We start from the raw sequence: 15455 nt of genomic DNA, 5'->3' as shown, positions 1-15455 counted from the left end.
CGAGCACCTGGAGAGAAAAGTCCGGTGTCGGAATCTGAACGATCAGGCTGTCAGCTCGCTGTCGGCGATTTCCGTATCTGGGCCAGGAAAGCCTTGTTCAGTGTTCTGGATACGACCTCCACGTATCTCTGTGCAGCATCACCGTGCCATCACCGTCGTGCCCTCTATCCAGTCGGTGCGCGGCGCTCCTAATGTTCCGCGCAAAAGCAGCGATAACGATCAGGAGACCTTCGGGGATTTCCTGCAACGCCATTGCGGATGGGGGGAGAAGCCATGGTTGCCTTCGTGCAGCGTCGTCTGGCCGATATGGGAACGGCGAAGAAACTGGCCATCGGGTTCGGCCTGGTGTTGTTGCTGACCGCCCTGGTGGCGGTGATCGGCGTGACCTCGCTACGGTCGATTTCCCAGCGTTTCGACCTGCTCGGCGACATGTCGACCATCAACCGCGAGTTGCTAGAGATGCGCCAGAGCGAGAAGGACTTCGTGATCGACGCCAGTGATGCCTCGGCCAAACGCCTGCGCGAACACGCCGGCAACCTCGGCGAAGCGGTGGCGCGGCTCAAGGCCCAGCCGGAGGAGGCAGCGGCCATGGCCCGCGTAGAGCAGGGCGTCGCCGATTACCTCGCGGCCTTTGCCAGCTTCGAGAAGTCCAGCAAGAGCCGGCGACTGTCGCTGGACGCCGCCACCTGGTCGGTCAACGGAGCGTCCAACAGCCTGGACATCCTGCAATCCAGCCTGGCCGATGACGGCGCCTACGAACTCAAGGATTCCCAGGGCCAGAAGGGCGAGGAACTGCTGCAGCAGGCGGCCCAGGTCAGCCAGCTCTATCGCCTGGTGCTGCAGGGCCTGAACGAGGCGCGCTCGCGCATGGAAGCTGGCGGCGAGGAGAAGGCCGAGGGCGGCCGCATCAAATCCGCCGCCGAGGCGCTGGAGCTGTCCGCCAAATTGCAGGAGGCGATCACCGATCCAACCTACGTCTCGGTGCTCAAGGACGTCATCACCAACATCAACGCCTTCGTCGAGAAGCTCGATGAGTACACCGCCAGCCTCGAGCAGGAAAAGCAGGTCCACGCACAGATGAACGATCGCGCGGCGCTGGTCATGCAGCAGGTCGACGACGCCTACGCCGCCCAACGCGCAGCCATGCAGAGCCAATTACGCACCAACACGCTGCTGATCGTCGCTTCGGCGGCGCTGGCGCTGCTGGTTGGTGCGCTGGCGTCGATGTTGATCACCTGGATGATCGTGCGGCCGCTGCGCCAGGTGATCGGCATGGCTCGACGCATCGCCGAGGGTGACCTGAGCGTGAGCATCGAGGTGCGGCGCAAGGATGAGGTCGGCCAATTGATGGGCGCAGTCGGCAGTATGGCGGACAGCCTGCGCGGCATCGTCAGCCGGTTGAGCGATGGCGTGGGGCAGATCACCGCCTCGGCACAGGCGCTGTCCAGCATTACCGAGCGCACGCAGCACGGGGTGAACAGCCAGAAGGCCGAGACCGACCAGGTCGCCACGGCGATGAACCAGATGGCGGCCACCGTCCATGACGTGGCGCGCAATGCAGAAGAAGCCGCCAGCTCCGCCGAACAGGCCGACGGCAAGGTGGCCAGCGGGCAGGACGTGGTGCGCCAGACGCTGGGCCGCATCGAGCAACTGGCCGATGCGGTGCGCGCGGCCACGCAGAGCATCGAGCAGCTTGGCCGCGAAAGCCAGAGCATCGGCAGCGTGCTGGACGTGATCAAGAATGTCGCCGAGCAGACCAACCTACTGGCGCTCAACGCCGCCATTGAGGCCGCGCGAGCGGGCGAGCAGGGCAGGGGCTTTGCCGTGGTTGCGGACGAGGTGCGGGCGCTGGCGCGGCGCACCCAGCAGTCCACCGCGGAGATCGAGACGTTGATTGCCGCCCTGCAGAACGGCGCGACTACATCGGTGCAACGTATGCAACGCAGTCACGCGCTGGTGGAAATGACCGTCGGCGACGCGGTACAGACCGAGGCCGCGCTGGGCACCATCGCCTCGGCGGTGGCGGTGATCCACCAGATGAACCAGCAGATCGCCGCCGCTTCCGAGCAACAGAGCGCGGTGGCCGAGGAGATCAGCCGCAGCGTCAGCAGCATCCGTGGCATCGCCGACGAATCGGCGCAGGCCATGGAGTCCACCGCGTCGTCCAGCGTCGAGCTGGCGCAGCTCAGCCGCGAACTACAGGGGCTGGTCGGGCAGTTCCGCCTGTGAAGCCTGGGCGCTGGTCGCCTGCTCGCGCTTGCGCTGCTGGTGCCAGCGCCGGTACGCGTTGACCCCCGCGCGCACCGAGCTGAACACCAGCGGCGGCTTCACCTCGCCCAAAGCACCGGAGCGCTTGAGCATCACCAGGGTTTCGCCGGTCACCCGTGCCAGGGACAGGTGCACGCCCTGAGCGTTGAGGGTCTGCTGCACTTCGCGCAGCGAGGTCAGGCCGCTGATATCCAGGTTGAGGATGCCTTCGGCATTGAGCAGCACCGCCCGCGCGTTTGGCGCCTCGGCCACCACTTCCAGCAGACGCTGTTTGAAGTAGTCGGCGTTGAAGAACAGGATCGGCGCGTCGAAGCGGTAGATCACCAGCCCCGGCAGGGTGTGGGCGTTGGGGTACTGCTCCAGCTCCACCTGGCCGTCGATGCCGTGCACCCAGCCCATCACCGCGTCGTGCGGGCGATAGGTGAGGTAGAGCAGGCGCAGCAGGGCAAGCATGATGGCGACGAAGATGCCCGGCAGTACGCCGACGCTGAGCACGCCGATGGTGGTCAGAACGCACAGCCCGAACTCGAATCGGCTCAGCGCCCAGAAGCCGCGCAGCGCGCGGAAGTCGATCAGCCCCCAGCCGGCCATCAGCAGCACCGCGCCCAGCGCCGGCATCGGCACCCAGCCCAGCGGCTTGCTGAACAGCAGCAGGACCAGGCCGATCACCAGCGCGGCCACTACGCCGACCATCTGGCTCTTGCCGCCGACCATGTCGTTCACCGCGGTGCGCGAGTCGGCGCCGCTGATGACGAAGCCCTGGGAAATCCCCGCGCCGATATTGGCCATGCCCAGCGCCATGAACTCGTGGTTGGCGTCGATGGCGTAGCCGTGGCGGGCGGCGAAGCTGCGCGCGGTGAGCATGGCGCTGCAGAAGCTGACGATGGTGATGCCCATGGCGTCGCGGAACAGGCTGCCCAGCTCCTCGTAGTTGGTCTTCGGCCAGCTCAGCTGTGGCAGTCCTTGCGGTACTTCGCCGAGCAGCTTGATGCCGTACTGGTCGAGGCCGAACACTGCGGCGATGATCGAGGCGAACAGCACGCCCACCAGCGCGCCGGGAATCTTCGGGTAGCGACGCGGCAGCAGGATCATCAGCGCCAGGGTGCCGACCCCTAGTGCCAGGGTCGGGAAATGCGTATCGGCGAGGTTGCGCACCAGGGCGATCAGGCCGCGGACGAAGCCGCTGGTCTCGCTGTGGTAGCCGAGAATCTTGCCGAGTTGCCCGGCGATCAGGCTCAGGCCAATGCCGTTCAGGTAACCCACCAGCGTGGGCCGCGAGAGGAAGCTGGCGACGAAGCCGGCGCGGGCGAAACCGGCAGCGATGGACATGGCGCCCACCAGCACCGCGACGATCATCGACAGCTGCAGCAGGCGCTCCGGGTTGCCGGCCGCCAGCGGTGTGATGGCCGCCGCGACCATCGCGGCGGTGGCGGCATCCGGGCCGACCATCAGCTGCCGCGAGCTGCCGACGATGGCGTAGATCAGCATCGGCAGGATGCAGGCGTAGAGCCCGACCTGCGGCGGGAAGCCAATGATCTGCGAATAGGCGATGGCGGTGGGAATCTGCACCGCGGCCACCGACAGGCCGGCCTGCACATCGCGCGGTAGCCAGTCGAAACGATAGTGCAGCAGGCTGTCCAGGCCGGGCAGCCAACGGGCGAGGGACATTCGGGGGGATCTTCCTTGGAATCGACCAGGGGAAATCCTAGCTGGAAAGGCTCAACAGAGCTTATCGGAAATCATCGAGATAGAGCGAGGAATGCAGAACTCCGGGAGCGGGCCATGTCCGCGAACATCCTCCCCCTGTGATTCTGGCGCAGTGCCTTTTCCCTCACCCCAGCCCTCTCCCAGGGGGAGAGGGAGCCGATTGTGCCGGCTGACGCTGTAGTTTCATCCTGCGCCGAACGCTCCGCTCTCCCTCTGGGAGAGGGTTAGGGTGAGGGCCGATCCGAGCACAGGAATCCTGGTGGGAGCGGCCGTCAGACCTTCAGCACCAGCTTGCCGAAGTTCTCGCCGCTGAACAGCTTGGCCAGGGTCTCGGGGAAGGTTTCCAGGCCTTCGACGATGTCTTCCTTCGACTTCAGCTTGCCTTCGGCGATCCAGGTCGCCATGTCCTTGAAGCCTTCCTGGAAGCGGTGGGCGTAGTCCATCACCACCATGCCTTCCATGCGCGCGCGATTGACCAGCAGCGAGAGATAATTGGCCGGGCCGCGCACGGCTTCCTTGTTGTTGTACTGGCTGATCGCGCCGCAGATCACCACCCGCGCCTTGGGCGCCAGGCGGGCGAGCACGGCATCGAGGATGTCACCGCCGACGTTGTCGAAGAACACGTTCACGCCCTTGGGGCATTCGCGCTTGAGGCCGGCGTTGACGTCCTCGGCCTTGTAGTCGATGGCGCCGTCGAAGCCCAGTTCATCCACCAGGTAGCGGCACTTGTCGGCGCCGCCGGCGATGCCGACCACGCGGCAGCCCTTGATCTTGGCGATCTGCCCGACCACGCTGCCCACCGCGCCGGCGGCGCCGGAGACCACCACGGTGTCACCGGCCTGGGGCAGGCCGACGTCGAGGAAGCCGAAGTAGGCGGTCATGCCGGTCATGCCCAGCGCGGACAGGTACAGCGGCAGCGGCGCGCGCTGGCTGTCGACCTTGTAGAAACCCTTGGGCTCGCCGAGGAAGTAATCCTGCACGCCGAGGGCGCCGTTCACTTCGTCGCCGACCTTGAAGTCCGGGTGCTGCGAGGCGATCACCTTGCCCACGCCCAGGGCGCGCATCACGTCGCCGATGGCCACCGGGGCGATGTAGGACTTCGCGTCGTTCATCCAGCCGCGCATGGCCGGGTCCAGCGACAGGTACTGGTTCTTCACCAGGATCTGGCCGGGGCCGGGCTCGCCGACCGGGGTTTCCACGTAGGCGAAGGTGTCGCGGGTAGCGGCGCCGACCGGGCGCTGGGCGAGCTGGAACTGACGGTTGATCTGGGCGGACATGGCAGTGGACTCAGTCAGGGGGAAAGCCTAGGTGATAGTCCGCGCGCGGCGTTGGGGCAAGTTCCGTCCGCCGGGGGAATGTCCGTCCATCGGTTCCAGTGATCCGGATTTGGCCGAATCATCATCGGCATGGATGCAACGACGTCGCCCCGCCTGATAGTGCTTCGCGCCCGCAACGCGCTGGCTAGACTGCGACGGTTATCCCCATTCGCTTCGCAACGCTTTCGAGGAACGCTCATGAGTCAGCTGCTTTCCGGCCAGGTCGCCCTGGTCACCGGCGCCGCCAACGGCATCGGCCGCGCCACCGCCCAGGCCTTCGCCCAGCAGGGCGTGAAGGTCGTGGTTTCCGACGTCGACGCAAAGGGCGGCGAAGGCACCGTCGAGCTGATCCGCGCGGCGGGTGGCGAGGCGACCTTCATCCGTTGTGACGTGACCCGCGACGCCGAGGTCAAGGCGCTGGTGGAAGGCACCGTGGCTGCCTACGGCCGCCTGGACTACGCCTTCAACAACGCCGGCATCGAGATCGAGAAGGGCAAGCTGGCCGATGGCGAGGAGAGCGAGTTCGACGCCATCATGGGCGTCAACGTCAAGGGTGTCTGGCTGTGCATGAAGCACCAGATTCCGGTGATGCTGGAGCAGGGCGGCGGCGCCATCGTCAACACCGCCTCGGTTGCCGGCCTGGGCGCCGCGCCGAAGATGAGCATCTATGCCGCCTCCAAGCACGCGGTGATCGGCCTGACCAAGTCCGCCGCCATCGAGTACGCAAAGAAGAAAATCCGCGTCAACGCGGTGTGCCCGGCGGTGATCGACACCGACATGTTCCGCCGTGCCTACGAGGCCGATCCGAAGAAGGCCGAGTTCGCCGCCGCCATGCACCCGGTGGGTCGCGTCGGCCGCGTCGAGGAAATCGCCTCCGCGGTGCTCTACCTGTGCAGCGACCACGCCGGCTTCACCACCGGCATCGCGCTGCCGGTGGATGGCGGCGCCACGGCGATCTGATCGTCCCGGGCTAGCCGCGCGCGGCTAGCCTCAGCACCCACGCTGCCCCGTCACACCTGTAGGAGCGAGCTTGCTCGCGAACGAATTTTCCGGACGCTTCGGCGCTGGGCGGTTCGCGAGCAAGCTCGCTCCTACAAAAGCCCGCTAGCCTGACGATCCCGCCCCGTTCGCTACAAACTTTCGCATTCTGTTACAGGAAGAAGTGGTATTGGCCTGCAAGGCCAGTTACAAGCGCCCAAGAGGCCGAAACAATCGGCCCATTCCAGTTGGAGAATAATGACAATGACCAACGATCCCTTGCTGACGCTGTTCATGCCCATCGCCCTGGGCATCATCATGCTGGGCCTCGGCCTGTCCCTGACCATCGCCGACTTCGCCCGCGTGGTGCGTTATCCCAAGCCCGTGCTGATCGGCCTGGTGTGCCAGATCATCCTGCTGCCCCTGGCGTGCTTCCTCATTACCCTGGGCTTCGCCCTCGAAGCGGCGCTCGCCGTGGGCATGATGCTGCTCGCCGCATCGCCCGGCGGCACCACCGCCAACCTCTACAGCCACCTGGCCCACGGCGACGTCGCGCTGAACATCACGCTGACCGCGGTGAACTCGGTGATCGCCATCCTCACCATGCCGCTGATCGTGAACATGTCGCTGCTGTACTTCATGAACGACGGCCAGACCATCCCGCTGCAGTTCGCCAAGGTGGTGCAGGTGTTCATCATCGTCCTCGGCCCCGTGGCCATCGGCATGATCGTGCGGCGCCTGCTGCCGGGCGTGGCGGCGGCACTGCAGAAGCCGGTGAAGATCCTCTCCGCGCTGCTGCTGGCGGTGATCATCGGCGTGGCCGTGACCAAGGACTGGCAGACGTTCCTCACCTATGCGCCCATCGTCGGCGCGGCGGCACTGTGCTTCAACCTGCTGAGCCTGGCCGTGGGCTACTGGATTCCGCGCCTGCTCAAGCTGTCCAAGCCGCAATCCATCGCCATCGGCATGGAAATCGGCATCCACAACGGCACCCTCGCCATCGCCCTAGCGCTCAGCCCGATGCTGCTGAACAACAAGACCATGGCGATCCCGGCGGCCATCTACGGCGTGCTGATGTTCTTCACCGCCGGCCTCTTCGGCTGGTGGGTCAGCCGTGGCGTGGCCAAGACCGCACCGGAGCAGGCGCCGGCCTGATGCGCTGAGTTCCCTTCAGGTTTTGTAAAGCATTGCGGGTCTGCCCCCCGCAGGATGGTAGGGAACCGGCCGGCGTTAGCCCGGCCAATGCCACGCCGGGGCATCGAACATGCCCTGGTCGCGGATGCTTGTCTGGCCCAGTTCCTTGTCCAGGTGCAAGCAGTTGCACTCGGGGTGCTCCTCCAGCGTGGCGATCAGCCGGCTGGCGTGGGACACGACCCAGACCTGGGTGTGCTTCGAGGCGGCGATGATGAGGCGCCCCAGCGCCGGCAGCAGGTCCGGGTGCAGGCTGGTTTCCGGTTCGTTGAGCACCATCAGCGACGGTGGGCGCGGGGTGAGCAGGGCGGCGACCAGCAGCAGGTAGCGCAGGGTGCCGTCGGAGAGTTCCGCCGCGCTCAGCGGGCGCAGCAGGCCGTATTGCTTTAGCGCCACGGCGAAGCGTCCGCCGGGCTGGCAGTCGATCTGCAGTTCGGCGCCGGGGAAGGCGTCGGTGATGGCGGTTCCCAGCGCAGTCGCGTCGCCGATTTCACGAATGGTCTGTAGCGCAGCGGCGAGGTCGCGGCCGTCGTGGTGCAAAACCTGCGTGCGGGTGCCGAGCTGCGGCTGGCGCGCGGGGGCGTCGGCGTCGGTGCGGAAGTGGTCGTAGAAGCGCCAGCCGCGAATCTGCTCGCGCAGCAGCAGGGCTTCGGGGCAGTCGGAGCCGCTGCCGATCTGGGTGAACAGGCTGTCGAAGGTCGGAATGTGCTGCTCCAGCACCTGCCAGCTGCGGCCTTCGCGGGCGCGCAGCATCGGCCCGTTGCGTTCCACCAGTTGCGAGGCGGGGCGGTACCAGGGGCCGGCCCAGATGCTTTCGTGCTTGATCTCCGGGTCCAGCCCGAAGGCGCTGACCACCGGAGGTGGCGGCAAGCCGAGGGCGATGGCGTAGCCGAAATCCTCGCCGGCAAAGCCCAGGCGCAGGCGCTTCACTTCGTTGCGCGGGCCGCCCTGGACTTCCACTTCGCCCGAGCGCATACGCCGGGAATGGGTTTCCGGCCCGGCCCAGAAGGTGGATTCCAGCCCACCCTCGCGCGCCAGCGCATTCACCACGCCGCCCTGGGCGGTTTCGGCGAGCAGGCGCAGGGCGCGGTAGAGGTTGGACTTGCCGCTGCCGTTGGCGCCGGTGATCAGGTTCAGCCGGCCCAGTGGCAGCACCAGCGAGTTGATCGAGCGGTAGTTGGCGACGGCCAGGGTGTGCAGCATGCGGGGCGATCCGGTTCGGGCAATCGCCCGCATGCTAGCAGAAGGGGCTTACGCGGAACGGCGCCAGTTCAGCACCAGTTGGGTCAGCAAGCCGGCCACCAGTCCCCAGAAGGCCGAGCCGACGGAGAACAGGGTGAAGCCCGAGGCGGTGACCAGGAAGGTGACCATCGCCGCTTCGCGCTGGCGCGCGTCAGCCATGGCGTTGGTCAGGCCGTTGGTGATCGAGCCGAGCAGGGCCAGGGCGGCGATGGACAGCACCAGCGCCTTGGGCAACGCGGCGAACAGTGCGGCCAGGGTGGCGCCGAAGATGCCGGCGATGCCGTAGAACAGCCCGCACCAGAGCGCGGCGGTGTAGCGCTTGTGCGGGTTCTCATGGGCTTCCGGGCCGGTGCAGATGGCTGCGCTGATGGCGGCCAGGTTGATGCCGTGGGAGCCGAACGGCGCCAGCAGCAGCGAGGCGATGCCGGTGGTGGAGATCAGCGGCGAGGCGGGCACCTGGTAGCCGTCGGCGCGCAGCACGGCGAGGCCTGGCATGTTCTGCGAGGCCATGGCGACGATGAACAGCGGGATGCCGATGCTGATGGTGGCAGCCAGCGAGAAGCTCGGGGTGGTCCACACCGGGCGGGCGATTTCCAGCTGGAAGTGGCTGAAGTTGAGCAGGCCGAGGAAGCCGGCCAGGGCGACGCCCACCAGTAGCGCGGCGAACACCGCATAGCGCGGCGACAGGCGCTTGGCGATCAGGTAGCTGACGAACATCGCCACCACCAGCGCTGTCTGCTGCTGCGCGGCGTTGCAGATTTCGATGCAGATGCGGAACAGCACGCCGGCCAGCAGCGCCGAGGCCAGCGAGCCGGGCACCTGGCGCATCAGGCGCTCGAAGCTGCCGGTGACGCCGCAGAGGGTGATCAGCGCGGCGCACACGATAAATGCGCCGATGGCCTCACCGTAGGGCACGCCGGGCAGGCTGCTGATCAGCAGTGCGGCGCCGGGGGTGGACCAGGCGATGACGATGGGTGTGCGGTAGCGCAAGGTGAGGCCGATGGTGGTCAGGGCCATGCCGATGGACAGCGCCCAGATCCACGAGGAAATCTGCGCGGTGGTCAGCCCCGCCGCCTGGCCGGCCTGGAACATCAGCACCAGCGAGCTGGTGTAGCCGGTGAGCATGGCGACGAACCCGGCGACGATGGCGGCGGGGGAGGAGTCTGCCAGTGGGCGCATGGGTGCGCTGGCGGGAGTGGTGTCAGTCATGCACGAACTTCCATCAGGTGCGGGTGAACAGAGGGTAGAGCGAAGCGACCAGCAGCGCCGCCATGCCGACATTGAACAGGCGAAGCCGCAGTGGGTCTTCCAGCCAGCGCCGCAGCAGACTGCCGAGCACCGTCCAGACGCCGACGCTGGGCAGGTTGACCACGGCGAACAGGGTGGCGATCAGCACCACGTTGCCGATCCAGCTATTGGCCGGCAGGTAGGTGGCGATGGCGCCTACGGCCATCACCCAGGCCTTGGGGTTGACCCACTGGAAGGCGGCAGCCTGGAGGAAGGTCATCGGCTTGGCGTGGTGTTCGCCCTTTGCTTCGGGCGCGCCGGAGCGGGCGATCTTCCACGCCAGATACAGGAGATACGCGCCGCCGGCGTAGCGCAGCGCGGTATAGGTGGCCGGGAAACGCTCGAACAGCTGGTGCAGGCCCAGGCCCACGGCGACCACCAGCAGCAGGAAGCCGATGCTGATGCCGAGCATGTGCGGGATGGTCCGGCGCACGCCGAAGTTCACGCCCGAGGCCAGCAACATCATGTTGTTGGGACCGGGGGTGATGGAGGTGACGAAGGCGAAGAGCACGAAGGCGCCGAGGAGTTCGAGGGGCATGGCGGTATACCGGTCTAGTTGTACGGCCAGCCTAATCCCGCGGGCTCCGGGCTGTCCCATAACAGCCAGCGGCCGAGTGGCCCGTACAGTGCGAACGGCAGTGGCGTGCGCGGGAGTGCGCCGGTATGGTGCGGGGAAGCCGTACGACTGATGGAAGATTGCCACCATGGAACAGAATCCCTATGCCGCCCCCAAGGTCGAGCTGGTGGATCAGAGCGCTCCGGGGGCCTTCCTCGCTGGGCGCTGGAACCCCGGCCACCTGCGTCTGCTCGGTTTCTTGAGTCTCGCGCTGCTGCTGTGCAATGTGGTGTTGTTCGCCTTGTCCTTCGCGGCAGCGCTGCATGAGTCGAGTACCTGGCAGCGCTACGAACTCTGGGTCGGCGTGCTCAGCACGGTGCTCGGCTGCTTCCTGCTGTGGCGCACCCGCCGCTTTCTCGAGGATCGCTTCAACGCCCGTGGGCTGGCCTGGCCGGTCGGGCTGTCGATTGCCATCGCGCTGGTGATGCAGCTCTACAGCCTGATCTTCGACGAGCAGCTCAGCGGCGAATTCAACGGCGCACTGATGGGCTTCATGGGGCTGTTCGTGCCCACTGGTATTGTCACCCTGTGGTACGGCATCCGTCTGCTGAAGATCGAATTGCCGTACCCGTCGGTGAAGATCATGGGCTGGCTGGAGGTCACCTCCGGCCTGTGCCTGCTCAGCGTCCTGCTGTTCCTGCCCGGCACTGCCCTGGCGGTGGCCAGCCTGCTGCCGCTGGCGCTGATGTTCCTGCGCGCTGCCCGCGAGCTGGAAGCCGCTGCGCGCTAATCCTCGTCCTGCGACCAGGCGATGGCCTGGTTGACCGCCAGCCAGCCACGCACCGCGTCTTCTCCGGCTTCATCGAAGGCGCGTTGCAGCAGGCGCCCCTGTTCCTGGCGCAGGGCCTTCTCCAGCTTGCCGCCTTCGGCCGTCAGCTCCAGCAGGCGCCGGCGCTTGTCGTTGTCGCAGGCTTCGCTACGGAGCAGATCGCGTTCCAGCAACTGGCGCAGCGGCACGTTCAGCGCCTGCTTGGTCACGCCCAGGGCGGACAGCAACTCGCTGACGGAGAGCCCCGGATTGCGCGCGATGAAGAACAGGATGCGGTGGTGCACACGGCTCAGGCCGCGACGCTCCAGCATTTCGTCCGGTTTCGCGGTGAAGGCCCGGTAGCTGAAGAAGAAGGCTTCCATGGCCTGGAGTTGCAGGGCATTTTTTATTAGGTCAGGCATATTGACGTATCCGTCTCGGGCGTCGTAGCTTCGGTCAAGCAGTTTGACTCATTCTCCCGTGCTCCCGCTACCGGTGACCCCATGGCCTTCTCCGAACGCATCGCCCGACTGAAAAGCTCTCTGATCCGTGAAATCCTCGCTGCGGCGCAGCGCCCGGAGGTGATGTCCTTCGCCGGCGGCCTGCCCGCCGAGCCGATGCTGCCGAAGGTGAATTGGGACGCCATGCCGGCGAGTATGGGGCAGTACGGAATGAGCGAAGGGGAGCCGGCGCTGCGCGAGGCGATTGCCGCCGAGGCACGCGCACTGGGCGTGCCCTGCGAAGCGAGCCAGGTGCTGATCGTCAGCGGCTCGCAGCAGACGCTCGACCTGGTCAGCAAGCTGTTCATCGATCCAGGCACCCAAGTGCTGCTCGAGGCGCCGACTTATCTCGCTGCGCTGCAGGCCTTCCAGCTGTTCGGCGCGAGCTGCCTGACCGTGCCGCTGGGCGCCGAAGGCCCGGACGTCGCCGCATTGCGCCAGCGTCTGCAGACCAGCAAGCCGGCCTTCGCCTACCTCATCCCGACGTTCCAGAACCCGTCCGGCGTGCGCTACAGCGAACAGCGCCGTGATGAAGTAGCCGCCGTGCTCGACGAGTTCGGCGTCACCCTGATCGAGGACGAGCCCTATCGCGAACTGGTGTTCGATGAGGGCGCCGCGACCCCGCTGGTCAGCCGCCTGAAGAAGTCCAGCTGGATCTACACCGGCACGGTGTCGAAGACGCTGCTGCCGGGCCTGCGCGTGGGCTTCCTGATCGCGACGCCGGACCTGTTCCCGCACCTGCTGCGCCTGAAACAGTCCGCCGACCTGCACACCAACCGCGTCGGCCAGTGGCAGGCGTTGCAGTGGTTCGGCACCGAGGCCTACCGTGGCCATCTGGCTGAGCTGCGCGATTTCTACCGCATCCGCCGCGACGCCATGCAGACGCAGCTGGAGCAGCATTTCGGCGATCTGGCCGAGTGGAACGTGCCCCAGGGCGGCCTGTTCTTCTGGCTCAGGCTCAAGCAGCCGCTGGACACCCGCACACTGCTGGACGCGGCGCTGGCGCAGAACGTGGCGTTCATGCCCGGTGAGCCTTTCTTCACCGAACCGGATGCCAACCCTGGCTATTTGCGGCTTAACTTCAGCCACGTGGCGCCCGAACGCGCCGGCGAGGGGTTGCGCCGCCTGGCGGCGGTGATCCGTGAAGCCCAGGCCCAGTGAGGAGATGAGCATGTACACCGTTTACGGCGATCAACTGTCCGGCAACTGCTACAAGGTCAAGCTGGCCCTGCACCTGCTCGGCCTGCCTTACCAGTGGCACGAGGTCAACATCCTCAAGGGCGAGACGCAGACCGCCGAGTTCCTGGCGATGAACCCCAATGGCAAGGTTCCCGTGCTGAAGCTCGAGGACGGCACCTGCCTGTGGGAGTCCAACGCCATCCTCAACTTCCTCGCCGACGGCAGCGAACTGCTGCCCAGCGAACCGCGCCTGCGTACCCAGGTGCTGCAGTGGCAGTTCTTCGAGCAGTACAGCCATGAGCCCTACGTGGCGGTGGCGCGCTTCATCGAGTTCTACCTCGGCTTACCCGAGGAGCGCCGCGAGGAATACGCGCGGTGCCACAAGGGCGGCTACAAGGCACTGAAGGTGATGGAGAAGCAGCTGGAGCAGACGCCTTATCTGGTGGGCGACACCTACTCCATCGCCGATATCACCCTGTATGCCTATACGCATGTGGCGCACCAGGGCGGCTTCGACCTGTCGAACTTCCCGGCCATCAACGCCTGGCTGGCGCGGGTGGCGGATCACCCGCGGCATGTGGCCATGCAGGACTGATCTGCGTCTGCTTCTTGAAAACGCCGTTTCCCTGGAAGCGGCGTTTTTCTTTGTGCGCCCGGTGCTCTTGGTAGGAGCGAGCTTGCTCGCGAACAGGTTTCCGGCAGCACCTGACCTTGGGCGATTCGCGAGCAAGCTCGCTCCTACAGGCTGATCCGGGCGTCGGTGAAGAAAACCGGCAAAGTGCCATCAGACGAATCCGAAAAACCGCTCTAAACCGCGGATTCCGGCGCTTTGGGGTTGACCGGCATCATGGCGGCGTTTTGTCGCCCTCCCTAATCTGGACGCGCTGCCATGCGGGATGTACCGATGTGGCCGGGCGCGAGCGGCAGGCAGTGTCGTTGTCCGGCATGGGGAGGGGAAAGATGGCCTATCTGGTTTGGCAGGCGGATCTCGATACCGGGATCGGAGTGATCGACGCACAGCACAAGCGCATCGTCGAAATGATCAACCAGTTGCACGAGGCCCAGGCCCATCACGACCGAGCGATGCTCGGCGGCGTGATCGAGGAACTGGTCGACTACACCATCTCGCACTTCGCCTTCGAGGAGACGCTGCTGGAAGACTCTGGCTACCAGTTCACCCGTGCGCACAAGAAGGTCCATGAACTCTTCATCAAGCGCGTTTCCGACTACCGCACGCGCTTCGATGCCGGCGAGGATGTCGCCGAGGAGCTCAAGGGCCTGCTGGGCCGTTGGCTGTTCAACCATATCCGTAATGACGACGCCAACTACGTGGACGCTGTGAAGGCGACCATGCACGAGCTGACCCGCGACCAGAGCCACGGCGGTTGGCTTTCGCGCTCGATGAAGCGATTCTTCGGCTGAATCGCCCCCTGTTTCGGCAGTGAATGCCGACGCGAATCGCCCCTGGCTGGCTATGCTCTGAGCACAACTACAAGCTATGTCACAGGGGTATTCGCGCATGAAGACGCTGTTGAAGTCACTGTTGCTGCTTTCTTTCCTGTCGTCCTTCCCATTGTTCGCCGCCCAGCCGACCGCCACCTCGGGCTCGGACGACCAGCGCGCCAAGGCGCTGCTATCCAAGGCGGTGGCCGCCTACAAGCAGGAGGGCGACAAGGCCTTCGCCGCATTCAGCCGTCAGGGAGAATTCGTCGATGGTGAGCTCTATGTGTTCGTAGTGGACAGCAAGGGCACCATGCTCGCCAGCGGCGGGCCGTCGGTGGTGCTGATCGACCGGGACGTTTCTTCCACTCTCGATCCGTCGCTCCAGGCACAGTTCGCCAAGGCGCTGAAGTCCCCTGAAACCGGCAAGGTGCAACAGGCCGACTATCGCTGGAAGAACTGGGCGGATGGCAAGGTGGAGCGCAAGCACGTCTATTACCAGCGCGTCGGCGAGCGTTTCCTCGCAGTGGGTTACTACATTCCGCGGGCGTCGGCGCAGCAGGCGGCGGCCATGCTGGACAAGGCGGTGAAAGCCGTCGAAGCCGACCCGGACGGGACCTTCAAGAAGATCACCGCACGGGACAAGACCTTTATCGAGGATGACCTCTACGTCTTCGTGGTCGACCTGGACACCTCGAAGTTCGTCGCCCACGGCTTCAACACGCGGATGGTCGGCACCGATTTCGAATCGCTCAAGGACCCGGGCGGCAACCCCATCGGCCACGCCATGCTGGAACTGGCCAAGTCAAAGGGCGAAGCCGAGTTCGAGTACCAGTGGCGCAACCCGGTGACCAGCAAGGTGGAGAACAAGCACGCCTTCCTGCGCAAGGCCGGGCACTACCTGGTGGCGGTGGGTTACTACACCCGCTGATCTCTGTTGCGCAGGCACAAAAAACCGGCCCGAGGGCCGGTTTTTTCATGGC

Annotated in this window: 14 protein-coding genes and 1 pseudogene; 9 read left to right on the top strand and 6 right to left on the bottom strand. The window is 65.8% G+C overall.

Translation table 11 applies throughout. The features are described from left to right. Positions 1-258: 258 nt before the first annotated feature. Both IB274_RS30160 and IB274_RS30155 read left to right on the top strand, forming a co-directional pair. Positions 259-1371, top strand: a pseudogene (locus IB274_RS30160) (HAMP domain-containing protein); the annotation flags it as partial. After that, positions 1348-2229: a methyl-accepting chemotaxis protein gene (locus tag IB274_RS30155; protein WP_412548437.1), complete on the top strand. Its 882-nt coding sequence runs from the start codon at positions 1348-1350 to the stop codon at positions 2227-2229. The pseudogene IB274_RS30160 and the gene IB274_RS30155, both read left to right, overlap by 24 nt. On the opposite strand, the gene IB274_RS19515 is transcribed toward IB274_RS30155, so the two are convergent. Continuing rightward, the gene (locus IB274_RS19515; RefSeq protein WP_192433866.1) at positions 2197-3936 is read right to left on the bottom strand and encodes a SulP family inorganic anion transporter; all 1740 of its coding nucleotides are present in this window, start codon (positions 3934-3936) and stop codon (positions 2197-2199) included. The genes IB274_RS30155 and IB274_RS19515 overlap by 33 nt on opposite strands. 311 nt (positions 3937-4247) lie before the next feature. Continuing rightward, positions 4248-5252, bottom strand: a complete 1005-nt coding sequence (locus tag IB274_RS19510; RefSeq protein WP_081520648.1) for an NADP-dependent oxidoreductase — start codon at positions 5250-5252, stop codon at positions 4248-4250. Positions 5253-5489: 237 nt separating this feature from the next. Between IB274_RS19510 and IB274_RS19505 the strand changes: the two genes are divergently transcribed. Beyond that, entirely contained in the window at positions 5490-6251 is a 762-nt protein-coding gene (locus tag IB274_RS19505) for an SDR family oxidoreductase (protein WP_081520647.1), read from the top strand. Between the two features lie 282 nt (positions 6252-6533). After that, entirely contained in the window at positions 6534-7424 is an 891-nt protein-coding gene (locus IB274_RS19500) for a bile acid:sodium symporter family protein (protein ID WP_081520646.1), read from the top strand. 75 nt (positions 7425-7499) lie between these two features. Here IB274_RS19500 and IB274_RS19495 read toward each other — a convergent pair whose 3' ends face one another. Genes IB274_RS19495 through IB274_RS19485 form a run of 3 tightly spaced genes read right to left on the bottom strand, consistent with a single transcriptional unit; the run spans position 7500 to position 10527 of the window. After that, positions 7500-8663, bottom strand: a complete 1164-nt coding sequence (locus tag IB274_RS19495) for an AAA family ATPase (protein ID WP_192433864.1) — start codon at positions 8661-8663, stop codon at positions 7500-7502. Positions 8664-8711: 48 nt separating this feature from the next. Beyond that, a complete protein-coding gene (locus IB274_RS19490; protein WP_192433862.1) occupies positions 8712-9911 on the bottom strand; it encodes a benzoate/H(+) symporter BenE family transporter in 1200 nt (399 codons plus the stop codon). A gap of 13 nt (positions 9912-9924) precedes the next feature. Further along, positions 9925-10527, bottom strand: coding sequence for a LysE family translocator (locus tag IB274_RS19485; protein ID WP_192433861.1), 603 nt, complete (start codon positions 10525-10527; stop codon positions 9925-9927). 166 nt (positions 10528-10693) lie between these two features. On the opposite strand from IB274_RS19485, the gene IB274_RS19480 reads away from it, so the two are divergent. Next, positions 10694-11335: a hypothetical protein gene (locus IB274_RS19480; RefSeq protein WP_192433859.1), complete on the top strand. Its 642-nt coding sequence runs from the start codon at positions 10694-10696 to the stop codon at positions 11333-11335. Here the strand turns inward: IB274_RS19480 and IB274_RS19475 are convergent. Further along, on the bottom strand, positions 11332-11775 hold the full coding sequence (locus IB274_RS19475) for a MarR family transcriptional regulator (protein ID WP_192433857.1): 444 nt from the start codon (positions 11773-11775) through the stop codon (positions 11332-11334). The two genes, IB274_RS19480 and IB274_RS19475, sit on opposite strands and share 4 nt — an antisense overlap. A gap of 81 nt (positions 11776-11856) precedes the next feature. On the opposite strand from IB274_RS19475, the gene IB274_RS19470 reads away from it, so the two are divergent. The 4 genes from IB274_RS19470 to IB274_RS19455 all read left to right on the top strand — a co-directional run bounded on the left by IB274_RS19470 (position 11857) and on the right by IB274_RS19455 (position 15403). Further along, positions 11857-13014 carry a PLP-dependent aminotransferase family protein gene (locus tag IB274_RS19470; RefSeq protein ID WP_192433855.1) on the top strand — a complete coding sequence of 386 codons (1158 nt, stop codon included), beginning with the start codon at positions 11857-11859 and terminating at the stop codon, positions 13012-13014. 10 nt (positions 13015-13024) lie between these two features. Further along, a complete protein-coding gene (locus tag IB274_RS19465; protein ID WP_192433852.1) occupies positions 13025-13627 on the top strand; it encodes a glutathione S-transferase family protein in 603 nt (200 codons plus the stop codon). Between the two features lie 365 nt (positions 13628-13992). Beyond that, positions 13993-14454, top strand: a complete 462-nt coding sequence (locus IB274_RS19460; protein ID WP_192433850.1) for a bacteriohemerythrin — start codon at positions 13993-13995, stop codon at positions 14452-14454. Between the two features lie 97 nt (positions 14455-14551). Beyond that, a complete protein-coding gene (locus IB274_RS19455; protein WP_225614929.1) occupies positions 14552-15403 on the top strand; it encodes a cache domain-containing protein in 852 nt (283 codons plus the stop codon). Positions 15404-15455 lie beyond the last annotated feature (52 nt).

The organism is Pseudomonas sp. PDM18, assembly GCF_014852585.1.
Taxonomy (GTDB): Bacteria; Pseudomonadota; Gammaproteobacteria; order Pseudomonadales; family Pseudomonadaceae; genus Pseudomonas.
The sequence above is the reverse complement of the archived record's forward strand: the minus strand, read 5'-3'. Positions and strand labels throughout refer to the sequence as shown.